Annotated in this window: 18 protein-coding genes; 5 read left to right on the top strand and 13 right to left on the bottom strand. The window is 69.3% G+C overall.

Annotated features, from left to right (window positions below; translation table 11 throughout):
* Positions 1-63: 63 nt before the first annotated feature.
* The 4 genes from BST17_RS15910 to BST17_RS15895 are packed head-to-tail and all read right to left on the bottom strand — an operon-like array spanning position 64 to position 3,733.
* Positions 64-1,173, bottom strand: a complete 1,110-nt coding sequence (locus BST17_RS15910) for a GGDEF domain-containing protein (RefSeq protein ID WP_083059696.1) — start codon at positions 1,171-1,173, stop codon at positions 64-66.
* Between the two features lie 46 nt (positions 1,174-1,219).
* On the bottom strand, positions 1,220-2,434 hold the full coding sequence (locus tag BST17_RS15905) for a winged helix-turn-helix domain-containing protein (RefSeq protein WP_083059694.1): 1,215 nt from the start codon (positions 2,432-2,434) through the stop codon (positions 1,220-1,222).
* 34 nt (positions 2,435-2,468) lie between these two features.
* Positions 2,469-2,933, bottom strand: a complete 465-nt coding sequence (locus tag BST17_RS15900) for a dihydrofolate reductase (protein ID WP_083059693.1) — start codon at positions 2,931-2,933, stop codon at positions 2,469-2,471.
* Positions 2,930-3,733 carry a thymidylate synthase gene (locus tag BST17_RS15895; RefSeq protein ID WP_083059691.1) on the bottom strand — a complete coding sequence of 268 codons (804 nt, stop codon included), beginning with the start codon at positions 3,731-3,733 and terminating at the stop codon, positions 2,930-2,932. Before BST17_RS15895 ends, BST17_RS15900 begins: the two co-directional genes overlap by 4 nt.
* Before the next feature lie 70 nt (positions 3,734-3,803).
* On the opposite strand from BST17_RS15895, the gene BST17_RS15890 reads away from it, so the two are divergent.
* On the top strand, positions 3,804-4,541 hold the full coding sequence (locus BST17_RS15890) for a dienelactone hydrolase family protein (RefSeq protein ID WP_083059689.1): 738 nt from the start codon (positions 3,804-3,806) through the stop codon (positions 4,539-4,541).
* 1 nt (position 4,542) lies between these two features.
* Here BST17_RS15890 and BST17_RS15885 read toward each other — a convergent pair whose 3' ends face one another.
* From BST17_RS15885 to dapB, 5 genes are all read right to left on the bottom strand, one after another.
* Positions 4,543-5,001 (bottom strand): hypothetical protein, encoded by a 459-nt coding sequence (locus BST17_RS15885; protein ID WP_083059688.1) that lies wholly within the window; start codon positions 4,999-5,001, stop codon positions 4,543-4,545.
* A 73-nt stretch (positions 5,002-5,074) separates the two neighbouring features.
* Positions 5,075-6,037, bottom strand: a complete 963-nt coding sequence (locus BST17_RS15880) for a hypothetical protein (RefSeq protein WP_083059686.1) — start codon at positions 6,035-6,037, stop codon at positions 5,075-5,077.
* 13 nt (positions 6,038-6,050) lie between these two features.
* Positions 6,051-6,500, bottom strand: a complete 450-nt coding sequence (locus BST17_RS15875; protein WP_083059684.1) for a flavodoxin family protein — start codon at positions 6,498-6,500, stop codon at positions 6,051-6,053.
* Positions 6,497-6,967: a hypothetical protein gene (locus tag BST17_RS15870; protein ID WP_083059683.1), complete on the bottom strand. Its 471-nt coding sequence runs from the start codon at positions 6,965-6,967 to the stop codon at positions 6,497-6,499. The genes BST17_RS15875 and BST17_RS15870 overlap by 4 nt, the downstream gene beginning before the upstream one ends.
* Positions 6,964-7,701 carry a 4-hydroxy-tetrahydrodipicolinate reductase gene (gene dapB / locus BST17_RS15865; protein WP_083059681.1) on the bottom strand — a complete coding sequence of 246 codons (738 nt, stop codon included), beginning with the start codon at positions 7,699-7,701 and terminating at the stop codon, positions 6,964-6,966. Before dapB ends, BST17_RS15870 begins: the two co-directional genes overlap by 4 nt.
* Positions 7,702-7,743: 42 nt before the next feature.
* On the opposite strand from dapB, the gene BST17_RS15860 reads away from it, so the two are divergent.
* Together BST17_RS15860 and BST17_RS15855 are read left to right on the top strand one after the other, a co-directional pair.
* Entirely contained in the window at positions 7,744-8,502 is a 759-nt protein-coding gene (locus tag BST17_RS15860) for an META domain-containing protein (protein WP_083059679.1), read from the top strand.
* 9 nt (positions 8,503-8,511) lie between these two features.
* Positions 8,512-9,423 (top strand): NAD-dependent epimerase/dehydratase family protein, encoded by a 912-nt coding sequence (locus BST17_RS15855; protein ID WP_083059678.1) that lies wholly within the window; start codon positions 8,512-8,514, stop codon positions 9,421-9,423.
* On the opposite strand, the gene BST17_RS15850 is transcribed toward BST17_RS15855, so the two are convergent.
* Positions 9,405-10,307, bottom strand: coding sequence for an SDR family oxidoreductase (locus tag BST17_RS15850; protein WP_083059676.1), 903 nt, complete (start codon positions 10,305-10,307; stop codon positions 9,405-9,407). The genes BST17_RS15855 and BST17_RS15850 overlap by 19 nt on opposite strands.
* 83 nt (positions 10,308-10,390) lie before the next feature.
* On the opposite strand from BST17_RS15850, the gene BST17_RS15845 reads away from it, so the two are divergent.
* On the top strand, positions 10,391-10,951 hold the full coding sequence (locus BST17_RS15845) for a TetR family transcriptional regulator (RefSeq protein WP_083059675.1): 561 nt from the start codon (positions 10,391-10,393) through the stop codon (positions 10,949-10,951).
* On the opposite strand, the gene BST17_RS15840 is transcribed toward BST17_RS15845, so the two are convergent.
* Positions 10,929-11,801: a hypothetical protein gene (locus tag BST17_RS15840; RefSeq protein WP_083059673.1), complete on the bottom strand. Its 873-nt coding sequence runs from the start codon at positions 11,799-11,801 to the stop codon at positions 10,929-10,931. The two genes, BST17_RS15845 and BST17_RS15840, sit on opposite strands and share 23 nt — an antisense overlap.
* Positions 11,798-12,313, bottom strand: a complete 516-nt coding sequence (locus BST17_RS15835) for an HTH-type transcriptional regulator AldR (RefSeq protein ID WP_083059672.1) — start codon at positions 12,311-12,313, stop codon at positions 11,798-11,800. The genes BST17_RS15840 and BST17_RS15835 overlap by 4 nt, the downstream gene beginning before the upstream one ends.
* 92 nt (positions 12,314-12,405) lie before the next feature.
* Here BST17_RS15835 and ald point away from each other — a divergent pair, with 92 nt between their 5' ends.
* The gene (gene ald, locus BST17_RS15830; RefSeq protein ID WP_083059670.1) at positions 12,406-13,521 is read left to right on the top strand and encodes an alanine dehydrogenase; all 1,116 of its coding nucleotides are present in this window, start codon (positions 12,406-12,408) and stop codon (positions 13,519-13,521) included.
* 53 nt (positions 13,522-13,574) lie between these two features.
* Here the strand turns inward: ald and bla are convergent, their stop codons facing one another.
* Positions 13,575-14,474, bottom strand: coding sequence for a class A beta-lactamase (bla, locus tag BST17_RS15825; protein ID WP_083059869.1), 900 nt, complete (start codon positions 14,472-14,474; stop codon positions 13,575-13,577).
* Positions 14,475-14,477: the final 3 nt, after the last annotated feature.

Genomic DNA, 14,477 nt, shown 5'->3' with positions numbered 1-14,477 from the left:
CCGTTGCGGGACGTACGACCATCACCGTACACCAAAATTAAGAAAAATAAGGGATATTTAAGGTCACGGTGAGGTGGAGCGAGCGTCACTGCGCGCCCGCCATGCGCTGACGTGCACCCGGTTGCCACCGGCGCGCTTGGACCGGTACATCGCGGTATCGGCGACCGCGATCACGTGATCGAGCACGGCGGCGAAGTCGCATTCGGCACGTGTGTCGAGGACGGCGTCGCAGGTGCCCAGACTGGCCGTGATCCGATCGGGCAGCACGGCGATACCGGCCCGGATCCGTTCGGCCAGCAGCGCGTGCTCCGGCGCGGGGGCGACCTCGGCGATGACGAACTCCTCCCCGCCGAGCCGTGCGACGGCCGCGTCCGGCCCGCACTGCTGCCGCAGCACGGCCGCGATCGCGACCAACGCCTGATCTCCGGCGGCATGCCCGCGGGTGTCGTTGAGCCGCTTGAACCCGTCGACGTCGATCATCGTCACCTGCAACGGGAGCGGAGCACCGCGGCGCTGCAGCACCATCTCGTGCACCGAGTTGGCGAACGCCCGTCGATTGAGCAGTCCGGTCAGCGGATCGCGATCGGCGAAGCGCAGATCGGAGTGCAGTGAGTGCACCAACGCGTGGATGCCGAACGGCACCCCGAGGTTGAGGCCCAGGACGACCAGCAGCGATGCACCCACCAGCGCCGCATCACCGGTGTCGGTGAACAGTCGCACGGCCGATATCGCCGCGCATGTGCTCGCCACCACGAAGTTCGCCAGCACGTGGACCAGCGCGTGGAAGTACGCCAGCAGTCCGCCGATCGCGGTGAACATCGCACAGCCCATCAACCCGCCGTAGGCCGTCGACAGGGTCAGGCAGCCGGTTGCGATCGACGCGCTGCACACCGCATGGAAGATCAGTGACCGGGTGCGGGTCGGCCAGCCGATCAGCCACACCGATCCGGCCGCCACCCCGCTGAGCGCAACCCCGACCGCGACGCCACGGGCCACCGCCGTGCCGGGCCCGAAGGGACTGGCCAGCATCACCGCCGGCACGGCGGCGAACACCACCGTGAAGGCGAAGGTGGCCAGCCGCCACTGTCGATCGAGCCCACGGTCGTGCAGGTACGCACTGAACCAGTGGAACTGGTCATCCTGTCGCCACCAGCTGTGATCCCGCTCGGACATCCGCACCAGTCTGCCTGTTATTGACGAGTGCGTCATCTTTGATTAGTCAAAAACTTGGCGCGAGTGCTGCGCGCAGCGATGCCACCAGGTCGCCGCGCTCCCCGACTGCCACGCTGTCCAGACCCAGCCAGCCGGCCATGGACACAAGCTCGGGGGCCAATCCCGCGGCCACCCGGACGGGATCCTGCCCGTCCTCGGTGAAGGCGCCCAGCACATGCAGGGTGGCATCGGCGCGTTTGAGGTCGACGCGGCCGACCAACTGCCCGTCGAGCATGAACGGCCAGACGTAATAGCCGAACTGGCGCTTGGGTGCGGGTGTGTAGATCTCGATGCGGTAGTGGAAATCGAACAGCCGCTCGACGCGGGGCCGGAAGAAGATGAGCGGATCGAACGGGCAGAGCAGGGCGGTGCCGCTGTCGCGCCGCGGGATCGACCGGCCGGGAAGCACATACGCCGGCGCACCCCAGCCCTCGACGTCGACGGCCTCCAACTCGCCGGCCGCCACCAGTTCCGCCAGCGCGGGCTTGCTCGACTTCGGGCTGAGCCGGAAGTAGTCGCGCAGGTCGGGTTCGGTGGCCACCCCGAGTGCCCCGGCGGCCCGCAGCAACAACTCCCGGATGGCCTCCTCATCGGAGACCGTACGGGCCAGCACCTCCGGCGGCAGGACGCGTTCGGTGAGGTCGTAGTGCCGGGCGAAGCCGACCCGGGTCGCGGTGGTGAGCACACCGGCCGACCACAGCGCCTCGGCCACCCACTTGGTGTCGCTGCGGTCCCACCACGGCCCCTTGCGACCGCGCGGCTCGGTCTCCAGGTGCGCCTCGATCTGGCCGGCCGTGCTGGGACCGAGCTCGGCGAGCGCGGTGACGATGTCCTCGGCCAGCCGGCCGTTGCGCTTGACGATGTCGCGACCCCAGCGGCCGTGCTCGAATTCACGCATCCGCCAGCGCATCAGCGGCCAGTCCTCGACGGACATCAACGCGGCCTCGTGGGCCCAGTATTCGGTCAGCAGGCGTGGGGACCGGGCGCTGTGACTCCAGGCCGCGCGATCCAGGACGTCGCGGTCATAGGGGCCCAGCCTGCTGAAGACCGGCGCGTAGTGGGCGCGCACCGCGACCGACACCGAGTCCAGCTGCAGCACCTGGATGCGGGATATCAGCCGTTTGAGGTGGGCCCGGGTGACGGCGCCACGCGGTTTGGGCTCGTGAAATCCCTGCGCGGCCACGGCGATGCGCCGGGCCTGCGCTGCGGTCAGAGTCGGCACCCGGCCATCGTGCCGTACGGCACCGACACCCGCGTCAGCGCACGTAGCTGGAGAAGCGGTACCGCAGGCCCGAGCTGCTGGTCAGCCACGGCCCGGCCGTACCGATCCAGGCCTCGTCGAGCACCGGTGCCATCGCATCCTCGTCCTCGCGTGCCAGGTCGATGTCGATCTCGGTGACCTCGCACCGGTCGGCCGACGCCAGCGCCTGTCCGTAGAGCTGCGCCCCGCCGATCACCCAACCGTCGATAGCGGTGGGCAACTCGGGGACCACCTCGGCACCATCGGCGGAATAGTCCGGGTTGCGGGACACCACGATGTTGCGCCGCTCGGGCAGCGGACGCACCGCGGCCGGCAGCGACTCCCAGGTCAGCCTGCCCATCACGACGGTCTGGCCGAGTGTGAGCTCCTTGAAGCGGGCCTGATCCTCGGGCAGCCGCCACGGGATGCCGTTGGCCCGGCCGATCACCCCGGACAGCGACTGTGCCCAGATCAGCTTCACACTGCCACCGGGGCCTTGATGCCCGGGTGCGGGTCGTAGTTGACGATGGCGATGTCCTCATAGGTGTAGTCGAAGATCGAATCACGCGGCGACAGAACGAGTTCGGGATACGGCCGCGGGTCGCGCGACAATTGCAGGGTGACCTGGTCGACATGGTTGTCGTAGATGTGGCAGTCCCCGCCGGTCCAGATGAACTCACCCACCCGCAGGCCCGCCTGGGCGGCCATCATGTGGGTCAGCAGCGCGTAGCTGGCGATGTTGAACGGCACGCCCAGAAACAGGTCCGCGCTGCGTTGATAGAGCTGGCAGGACAGGGCGCCGTCGGCGACGTAGAACTGAAAGAACGCGTGGCACGGTGGCAGCGCCATCTGCGGGATCTCCCCGACGTTCCAGGCCGAGACGATGTTGCGCCGCGAGTCCGGGTCGCGCTTGAGCAGCTCCAGCGCGGCACTGATCTGATCGATGTGTTCGCCGGACGGGGTCGGCCAGGACCGCCACTGGACGCCGTAGACCGGTCCCAGATCACCTGTCTCGGAGGCCCATTCGTCCCAGATGGTGACACCGCGGTCCTGCAGCCAGCGCACGTTGGAGTCCCCGCGCAGGAACCACAGCAGTTCGTAGATGATGGACTTGGTGTGCACCTTCTTGGTGGTGATCAGCGGGAACCCGGCACTCAGGTCGTAGCGCATCTGGTGGCCGAACAGGCTGCGGGTGCCGGTACCGGTGCGATCGGATTTGGGGGTGCCCCGCTCGAGCACCAGACGCAGCAGATCCTCGTACGGGGTCACAACCGGGGCCACGGGCTCAGCTTACGTCGCCTGGCTCCCGACGACGGCGTGGCGCACCCACCCGATCGGGTAGAACGGTCCTATGCCGACTTCCACCGAGACCATCACCACTGCGGACGGCACCTGCCGGGTCACCGTGGCGACGCCCGACGGTGCGGGCCCCTGGCCCGGGATCGTCATGTATCCCGATGCCGGCGGGGCGCGCGCCACCTTCGACGAGATGGCCGCCCAGCTCGCCGGCTACGGGTATGTGGTGCTGGTACCGGACGTCTACTACCGCGACGCCGACTGGGCGCCGTTCGACATGGCGACGGTGTTCGGCGACGAGGCCGAGCGCCGGCGGCTGTTCGGGATGATCAAGACCATCACCCCCGACATCATGGCCGCCGACGCGGCGGCGTTCTTCGACCATCTGACCGCACGCGAGGATGTGATCGGCGACCGGTTCGGCACCACCGGGTACTGCATGGGCGGGCGCACCTCTCTGGTGGTCGCCGGGCGGGTGCCCGAGCGGGTGGCCGCGGCGATGTCGTTCCATGGCGGTGGCCTGGCCGCCGATGACCCGGGTAGCCCGCACCTGCTGGCCGGGGAGATCAAGGCCGTGGTGTACGTGGGTGGGGCGCAGGATGATGCGTCGTTCACCGCCGAGCAGGCGGCGACGCTGGATCGGGCATTGACCGCGGCCGGTGTCGAGCACACCATCGAGTTCTATTCGGCCGCACATGGTTTCGCGGTGCCCGACAACGCACCCTATGACGCCGCGGCCGCGCAGCGGCACTGGGATGCGATGGCCGCGGTGTTCGGCCGCGCGCTCGGCTGACTCAGGGGGTCGTGCGGCGGGCGTGCAGGAACGCCGCGAACGCCCGGAAGATGCCGCGGGAGGCGTAGATCGCGGCGACGATCGACAGGATGATCAGCAGGACGAACATCACCAGCCAGTTGCTGCGGGCATGGCTGACGTTCCACCACACGATGGCGAACAGCACCGTGCAGATGAACACCACGATGTCGCGCCAGTTGCCGTCGTAGGATGCCGCCAGCTGCCGGATCTCACGCTGCTTCTCGACGGCACCGACGATGTCGTCGATGCGGATGTCGATGGATCGCTGTAGCGCCGCGCGGCGCTCGACCTGATCGAGCGGGATCTTCTCCAACAGTTCCATATCGGCCTTGATGTTGCCGCGGATGTCGGGTCCCTTGAACGCCCCGGCCGCCAGGCCCAGTAGCGCACCGCCGGCGATCGGTGCGGCGCCCAGCGCGATTTCGGCGATTCCCGGCATAGCCCCTCCGTTACTGGGTCGACGTCGCGGTCAGTGTTGTCCGACTCGGCTTCGCCGACAGTGTGCCATCCCGTCAGGTCCAATCGGTTACGGCCGGCCAGGAATTCCGATCGGCCGGGTCGGGCGCCCACACAACGTGATCGAGCACTTCGGTGAGGTCGAGCTCGCCGCCGCCGGACAGCTCGAAGCTCACGGTCACACCGGGTGCGACCGTGATGGCCGCCTCGTCGGCCGGCCGGGAGACATGGCGGAAACCGTCGCGCCCGCCGATGTCGACGGGGACGGTGAACACCTCGATCCGGTCACCGCCCGCGCTGCGGTGCTCGGGAAACTCGTCCGATGCCCACAGCCGGATGTCCAATGTCTGCGACGCGGTGCCCCCGTATCCGAACGACAGCGTGTGCGGGCTGTTCTCGCCTTCGATGATCTCGGTCAGCGGCATGTCGAGCGGCAGCGTCTGCAGGCTCAGCGGGTATCGGATCGGCTCGCGTTGCGCGGTGTCGAGCCGGGTGGCGACCTCCTGGAGTCGGGCCGGGTCGCCGGTCGATTCCGTCATGGCGTGCACGGTCGCCCAGGAACTGGTGTCGTACTGCCAGGCGAGCACCGGGCCGGCGGGCCAGCGTGGTGGCAGGACGTGACCCTCGTGGTCCGCCACCGTGGCCGGCTCCCCCGTCCTGACCGCCGCCGAGTCGAAGGCGCCGCGCGCATAGACGGCCAGCGCGGCCGTGTGCGCCGGATGGTTGCAGGCGGTGCACTCGTTGGGATAGACGTAGGTCTCATCGGCGGGCCGCAGGCCGTAGTGGACCCGGTCCCGGTCGACACCGCGGTACACGACCCGCCAGGCGCCGTCGCCGTCGTCGAAGGCGATCCAGCGCGGATCGATGACGGAGCGTACCGCCGGACCGGCCGATGCCGTGCTCGGCGCCGAGGTCGTCGAGCTGGCCGGGTCGGGCGGCTGCTGCGGTCCCGCACACCCCGCGAAGACCGCGGTTGCCGCGGCGAGCGTGATGATCAGACGTGCCGGCGAATCCCCCATCGGCACATCATCGTCATTGCATCAGCTGCGCGGCAACGGTTGCGCCGAGATTCCAGCAGGCCTCCAGATCGTCCTTGGTCGGTTTACCCGAGACGAGCACATGGTCGGCGGCCTGGCACCAACCCAGCCCGCGAGTGATGCCGTCGAGCGCGCGCACCGCACCCTCGGTGCCCTCGTTGCCGTGCAGGTACAGCCCGAACGGGCGGCCGCGGGTGCTGTCGAGCAGCTGGTAGTAGCTCTGATCGAAGGCGTGCTTGAGCGCCCCGGAGATGTACCCCAGATTCGCCGGTGTGCCGAGCAGGTAGCCGTCGGCCGCCAGCATCTCCGCCGTCGAGACCGTCAGCGCCGGCCGGCGGATCACCTCCACACCCTCGATGTCCGGATCGGACGCACCGGCCAGGACGGCCTCGAACATCGCCTGGCAGTGCGGGCTCGGGGTGTGGTGCACGATCAGCAGCCTCATCGCGCGGCGCGTTCCATCTCGACGGCGGTGCGCATGGTCTCGCGGGCCCGGCCGCGGTCCCCGGCGTAATCGTAGGCGCGGGCCAGCCGGTACCAGCGCACCCAGTTGTCCCGGTCGGCCTCCAGCTCGTCGCGGGTCCGCTCGAACAGGGCGTCGGCGGCATCGCGTTCGATACGTCCCGACGGCCGGCGCGGGAGATCGCTGACGTCGAGGTCCATGCCGGCCGCCCGGGCCAACCGGACCAGGCGTTGATGGGCCAGCCCGGCACGCAGCGTGGCGACCAGCGCCCACAGCCCGATGACCGGCAGCACCAGTAGCGCCACCCCCAGGCCGATCGGTGCCGGCTCGCCGGAGGCGATGAGCGCCAGCGCGGTGCGGCCCAGCATCACGAAGTACGCGAGCAGAGCCAGGCTCATGAATCCGATCAGCAGCTGGATCCGCAGGGCGCGTCCGCCGTCGTCGCTCATGACAGATCGAGCAGCGGCTCAATCCCGATGGTCAGGCCGGGCCGCTCGGCCACCTTGCGCACCCCGAGCAGCACACCGGGAACGAACGAGGTGCGGTCCAGGCTGTCGTGCCGGATGGTCAGCGTCTCGCCCAGCGTGCCGAAGAGCACCTCCTGGTGTGCGATCAACCCCGACAGCCGGATCGAATGCACCGGCACCCCGTCCACGTCGGCGCCGCGCGCGCCATCGAGCCCGGTGCTGGTGGCATCCGGGTTGGGCGGCAGACCTTTTCGCGCCTCGGCGATCAGCTTGGCGGTGCGCGCGGCGGTACCCGACGGCGCGTCGGCCTTGTGCGGGTGGTGCAGCTCGATCACCTCGACGGACTCGAAGTGCCGGGCCGCCTGCTTGGCGAAATGCATGCTCAGCACCGCCCCGATGGCGAAGTTCGGGGCGATCAGCACGGCCGCGCCGGGTTTGGCCGACAACCATTGCTGCACCTGCGCGATGCGCTCGTCGGTGAACCCGGTGGTGCCGACGACCGCGTGAATACCGTTGTCGATCACGAATTTCAGGTTGTCCATCACCACATCCGGGTGGGTGAAGTCGATGACGACCTCGGTGCCGCCGTCGGTCAACAGGCTCATCGGGTCGCCGGCGTCCACCTCGGCGGACAGCTCCATATCCGCGGCCTCGGTGACGGCCTTGACCATGGTGGCGCCGACCTTGCCCCGGGCGCCCAGCACTGCGACTCGCATGCAGGGCAGCCTACTGCGCGTGGTCCTCGGTACCGTGGGCACATGCGCCTTGCCCCGCTCGTCCTCACCGGCTTGGCGGTGGTCGGCTGCGGCGGCACTGCCGGCGCCGAGGAGCCGACGCCCGCCGGCCGCACCTTCGTATCGGTCGGCGTCGTCGGCGAGCCCATCCCCGGCGGCGGTCCCTTGACGCTGGAGTTCGTCGACGGCCGGGTCTCGGCGTTCGCTGGCTGCAACCGCGGCTCCGCAACGGCCGATCTGTCCGGCGGTCACCTGGCCGTCGGTGAGCTGGCGACCACCATGATGGCCTGCCCGCCGCCGTTCGACGGTGCCGACGCCTGGATGACCCGGCTGCTGCAGGCCCGCCCGGAGTGGACGCTGACCGGCGCCGACCTCACCCTGAGCACCGCAGCCGGCACGGTCACGCTGCGTGACAGGCAGGTGCTCGACCCGGACCGGCCGATCATCGACACCAGTTGGCGGGTGGACACCCTGATCTCCGGTGCCGCGGCGACCACATCGGTGGCGCTGGAACAGGCCAGGCCCGGTCTGACCCTGCGCGCCGATCAGAGTGTCGTCGGATGGACGGGCTGCAACACCTTCTACGGCCGCGCCGAGGTCGTCGGCGAGACGGTGACGTTCTCCGCGGTCAACCCCGGCGGGCCGCCGTGTCCCGGTGAGCTCGGCGAGATCGAGCGTGCGGTGCTGCGGACACTACGCGGTGCGGTGCACGCTTCCGTCGACGCCGATCGGCTCACCCTGACCGGTGCCGAAGGCCACGGATTGGTGCTGCGCGCCGAGTAGCATCCGGCCATGCGTGGTTACAAGATCCTCGTCACCGGCCCGACCGGACAGGTCGCCGCCCCCATCGCGACATCGCTGGCCGCCGAGAACGAGGTGTGGGGTATCGCCCGGTTCACCGACACTGCGGCCCGGGAACGGCTGGAGCAGGCCGGGATCCGCTGCGAACAGGTCAATCTGGCGGCCGGCGATTTCAGCGCGCTGCCATCAGATTTCGACTATGTGCTCAACCTCGCCGTGGCCAAGAGCGGGCGCTGGGACAAGGATCTGGGCGCCAACGCCGAATCGGTGGGCCTGCTGATGGCGCACTGCGCCGACGCGAAGGCATTCCTGCACTGCTCGTCGGCCGCGGTGTACGACCCGCCCGATGACGAACCGCGCACCGAGTCCGCGGCGCTGGGCGACAACCACAAGCCGCTGTTTCCGACGTACTCGATCTCCAAGATCGCCGGCGAGGTGGTGGCGCGCACGATGGCGCGTGCGCTCGGGGTGCCGACGGTGATCGCGCGGCTGAACGTGCCCTACGGCAACAACGGCGGCTGGCCGTTCTATCAGATGGAGATGCTGCTGGCCGGTATGCCGATCCCGGTGCCGCCCGGCGGCCCAGCGCGTTACAACCCGATCCACGAGGACGACCTGATCGCGATGCTGCCCAAGATGCTCGATGCCGCATCGGTGCCGGCGACGACGGTCAACTGGTGTGGTGATCAGACGGTCGGACTGCAGGAATGGTGTTCCTACATCGGCGAACTCGTGGGCCGTGAACCGGTGTTCGAGGTCAGCGAGCAGGCGCTGCGCAGCGGTCCCACCGACACCACCCGCATGCATGAGCTGGTGGGGCGGACGTCGGTGGACTGGCGCGACGGCATCCGCCGGATGGTCGCCACCTTCCATCCGGAGTTGGTTCAGCCGACCTCGGTGTAGTGCCCGGCGGACAGATCCTCGATCAGTCCGGCGCGCTCGGGACGCCAGCCCAGTAGTGTGCGAGTGAACGCACTGGATGTCGGATTATCCAGCGCCGCAATGGTTCCCACGAAGCCCAGTTCGTCGGTGGCCTGCTCGGCCGTGACGCTGACGGTGGGCACCCCGAGCAGGTCGCCGATCGCCGCGGCGATGAGCCTGAACTCGATCCCCTCCTCGGCGGCACCGTGCAGCACGGTGCCGGCCGGTGCGGACTCCAGCGCCAGCCGGTACAGCCGCGCCGCATCGAGGTTGTGTACGGCCGGCCAGCGGTTGGCACCCTCGCCGATATAGAGCGATCGGCCGGTGCGGCGGGCATTGGCGATCAGGGTGGGCACGAAGCCGCGCCGATCGGTCGGCCCGTGCACCGTGGGCGCCAGCCGGATGACCGCGGAGCGTACACCGTTCGCGGCCAGCCCGATCGTCGCGCGCTCGGAGGCCACCCGGGGCCCGTCGGGGTCGACCACGCTGTCCTCGGTGCCGAGCGCGCCGCGGCGCCCGAAGGCGAGCATCGCGGTGCCCGAGGTGGTGACGAACGGTTTCGTCGATCCCGCCAGGGCCGCGCCGATCGTCTCGATGGCCGCCAGATCGGTGGCCCCCGCCGCGGCGTACTCGGTGAAATCGTGGATGAAGGCCAGGTGGATCACCCCGTCGGCGGCGGCCGCGGCGGCGGCGAGCACCTCGGGATCCTGCAGTGATCCGCGCAGCACCCGGGCTCCGGCGGACCGCACGATCTCCTCGGCCGCCGCGGACCGGGCCAGACCGGTCACCTCGTGTCCGGCATCCAGCAGTTCCCCGACCACCAGCGACCCGATGTGGCCGCTGGCGCCGGTGACGAAAACGCGCATGCGCCCTCCCCTTGTGATGTCAGTCAATGTCATCAGCGACGGTACACGCGATGTCAGTTGCTGTCATCACCTAGACTTCCGGCATGGGTCGTTGGGAACCGGATGCGCAGGGGCGCCTCGAACAGGCGGCCCTGCAGCTGTATCTGGAACGCGGGTTCGATCAGACGACGGTCGCCGAGATCGCCCAGCGCGCCGGGCTCACCGAACGCACCTTTTTCCGGCACTTCGCCGACAAGCGCGAGGTCCTGTTCCGGGGCCAGGTCCTCGTCGACGCCATGACCGCGGCCGTGGCAGCGGCACCGGAGGGTACGGCACCGCTGGATGTCGTTGCGGCGGCGCTGGAATCGACATCGGACTTCTTCGCCGACCGCCGCGAACACGCTCGGCGCCGCCAGCAGGTCATCAATTCGAATCCGGGTCTGCAGGAACGCGAACTGATCAAGCTGGCGTCCATGGCGACGGCGCTGGCCGATGCGCTGCGCGGACGCGGCGTCGCCACCGATACGGCGGCCCTGGTGGCAGAGGCCGGCATCGCGGTGTTCAAGGTCGCGTTCGAGCGATGGCTCGCCGACCCGGATGGCCGACCACTGGCCGACCACATCGGCCGGGCCCTCGACGAGCTCAGGACCGCGACCGGCCGCTGATGGCCTGCAGCGCCGAGTCAGCCTGTGCCAGCTCGGCTTCGGCCCGCCTGACCTCCGACTCCGCCACTTCCTGCTCATGCCGGGCCGCGGTCAGGTCGGCATCGGCGAGGTCCACGTCGTGTTCGGCGGTGGCCAGCAGCTCGAGCACCTGCTCATGACGTCGGCGCGCGGTGATCAGCGCAGCCCGGCGATCGGTGACGGAATCACCGGCGGCACGGTGGGCCTGTTCGGCGCGCTCCAGCGCCGCGGCCGCCGCGGCACGCCGGTCGGTCAGGATGCGCAGTCGTTCGCCGGCGGCGGATTCGGTGTCGGAATCGGGTGCCGGCCGGCCCGCCGGCGTATCGGCGGCAGGGGTGGACCGCCGCGATCCCACCGCGGTCGATACCCCGAAGTCACCGAATCCGGACCATTCCTCCGCCTTTTCCAGCCGACCCAACCGCGCGGCCACATCGGGATCGGCGATCGCGGCCTGCAGCGTATTCGTGACATCGTCACGCAGGGCGGCCGTCGGGTTCGCCACGCCGGCGACGGCGAATCCGGCCCGGGTGAGCTCGGTGACCAGTGCGCGCTGCGCGGCGGTCAACTCGCGGATCCGGGCGCCGTCCATGGCGGCGTGCGCGGCCCGCAGCTGCGCCCGCAGTTCCGCCAGTCGGTCACGGGCATCCGAGTGGTGGCGCACCAGCGCGTTGACCACCCAGGCCGCCGCGGTCGGCCGGCGGGCCGCGGCGATCGTCCTGGCCCCCTCGGCGTCACCGCGCTTCTTCGCCGCGGAAACCAATTCCTTGCGCCGCGTGGTGAATTCGGCGGGCGGCACGCCGTAGAGAACGTCGAGACCATCATCGACGCTCATAGCGGCGAGGCCCCCCGCAGGTGTTCGAAGATCAGCGAGGTCTGGGTGCCTGCCACATCGGCATCGGCGTTGAGGTTCTCGACGACGAACGCCCGCAGATCCTCGGTGTCCCGCGCGGCCACGTGCAGGATGAAATCGTCGCCGCCGGCCAGGAAGTACACATCCATCACCTGCGGGCGTCGGCGGATCTGGGCGATGAAATCACGGATGCGGCCCCGCGCATTGGACTGCAGGCTCACCGAGATCATCGCCTGCAGGGTCAGACCCACCGCCGCGGGATTGATATCGGTGTAGAAGCCCCGGATCACACCGATCTCCTGCAACCGGCGCAGCCGTCCGTGGCAGGTCGACGGGGCGATCCCGACGGCCTCGGCCAGCGCGCTGTTGGACATCCGGGCGTCGGCGTGCAGGGCCAGCAGCATGCGGCGGTCGACATCGTCGAGATCGGAGGGTCGAACATCCTTCGGCGTCGGCACCAAACGTTGACCTCGGGTTGATGATCGTTCAGCCATAGCGAAATCTTAGCGAATTATCGACAAGATGATTGTGGACTTGCCGACGTTTCTTCACAATTGAGGGCACACCCCTGACTCAAGGAGCGATCATGCTCGTCGGTATCCCGACCGAGATCAAGAACAACGAATACCGCGTCGCCATCACGCCCGCCGGCGTCGCCGAACTGACCAAACGCGGTCATGACGTCATCATCCAGGCCGGCGCCGGTGAGGGTTCGGCCATCACCGACAACGACTTCAAGGCCGCCGGCGCCGAGATCGTCGAGACCGCCGAAAAGGTCTGGGGCGACGCCGAACTGCTACTGAAGGTCAAGGAGCCGATCGAGGCCGAGTACGCCCGGCTGCGCAAAGGCCAGACGCTGTTCACCTATCTGCACCTGGCCGCGTCCAGGCCGTGCACCGATGCGCTGCTGGCCTCCGGCACCACCTCGATCGCCTACGAGACGGTACAGACCGCCGACAATGCGCTGCCGCTGCTGGCCCCGATGAGTGAGGTCGCCGGACGCCTGGCCGCGCAGGTCGGCGCGTACCACCTGATGCGCACGCAGGGGGGTCGCGGCGTGCTAATGGGCGGCGTCCCCGGTGTCGCCCCCGCCAAGGTCGTCGTCATCGGTGGCGGGATGGCCGGCGACAACGCCGCCGCCGTCGCCTGGGGCATGGGTGCACACGTCACCGTGTTCGATCTGAACATCAACACCCTGCGCAAGATCGATGCCGAATACGGCGGCGCCATCGAAACCCGCTACTCGTCCAGCCTGGATCTGGAGGATGCCGTCAAGCAGGCCGACCTGGTGATCGGCGCGGTGCTGGTCCCCGGCGCCAAGGCCCCCAAACTGGTCACCAACGCGACCGTGGCGCAGATGAAATCCGGTGCGGTGCTGGTGGATATCGCCATCGACCAGGGCGGCTGCTTCGAGGACTCGCGGCCCACCACCCACGATGACCCGACGTTCGCGGTACACGACACCGTGTTCTACTGCGTGGCCAACATGCCCGGCGCCGTGCCGCGCACCTCCACCTACGCGCTGACCAACGCCACCATGCCCTACGTGCTCAAGCTGGCCGACAAGGGCTGGCGCGAAGCATGCCGCGCCGATGCGGCGCTGGCCAAGGGGTTGTCCACGCACGAGGGTGGCCTGCTGTCCGAGCAGGTGGCGGCCGACCTGGGCCTGCCGTTCACCGATCCGGCTGCGCTACTGGCTTGATTCCCGCTCCGCCGGTCGGTGTGTGCTCCATCCCGGCCGGCGGACGGCCCACATCATCGCTGTTCGAGCAGATGCGGCAGCACCAGCGCCGCGACCTCACCGATCAGCGGGCGCAGCCCCTCGGCCTCGGGATCGGCGGACTGGGTGCGGGTCATGATCGAGAGCAGCACGCGCGTGCCGGCGGGACCGTAGGCGACGCCCACGTCGTTGGTGGTGGCGTAGTCACCGCTGCCGGTCTTGTCCGCCGTCGTCCAATCCGGCGGTAGACCCGCACGCATGCTGGACGTCTGGTTGGCCCGCATCCAGCCGTCCAGCAGATCACGCTGCGCGGGCGGTAATGCCGTGCCCGCCAACAGGTTCCGGTACCCATGACCCAGCGCCTCGGGTGTGCTGGTGTCCCGCGGATCGCCCGGGATCGCCGAGTTGAGCTCCACCTCCCAGCGATCCAGCCGGGTTTTGTCATCACCGATGCTGCGGGCGAAATCGGTGATCGCGCGCGGCCCGCCGAGGGTGGCCAGCAGCAGGTTGGCGGCGAGGTTGTCACTGCGCTGCAGCGCGGCCTGACACAGCTCGGCCAGCGTCATCTGCCCGCCGGCGCGTTCCTCGGTCACCGGCGAGTTGGGAAGGATGCCGGCCGGGTCGACGAACACCGGCTTGTCCAGGGACAACTCGCCCTCGGCGACCCGGCGCAGTACCGCGGCCGCCGCGTAGCCCTTGAACGTGGAGCACATCGCGAAAGGCTCGTCGGGCCGGTTGCGCACCGACGAGCCCGAATCCAGATTGACCCCGTACACCCCGATGAAGGCGTTGTGCCGGGCTTCCAGCTCGCGGAACTGTTCGGGCAGCGAGGTCGCGGGAGCAGCCAGGGCGGATTCGTCCGCGCAGCCGGCCGCCGCCCCCACCGCCGCCAGCGTCAGACCTCCGATGAGGAGATCGCGTCGGGACAGGCGCATGAC

The sequence above is a fragment of the Mycolicibacterium bacteremicum genome (assembly GCF_002086115.1).
Taxonomy (GTDB): Bacteria; Actinomycetota; Actinomycetes; order Mycobacteriales; family Mycobacteriaceae; genus Mycobacterium; species Mycobacterium bacteremicum.
This window is presented reverse-complemented; position numbering and strand designations above follow the sequence as displayed.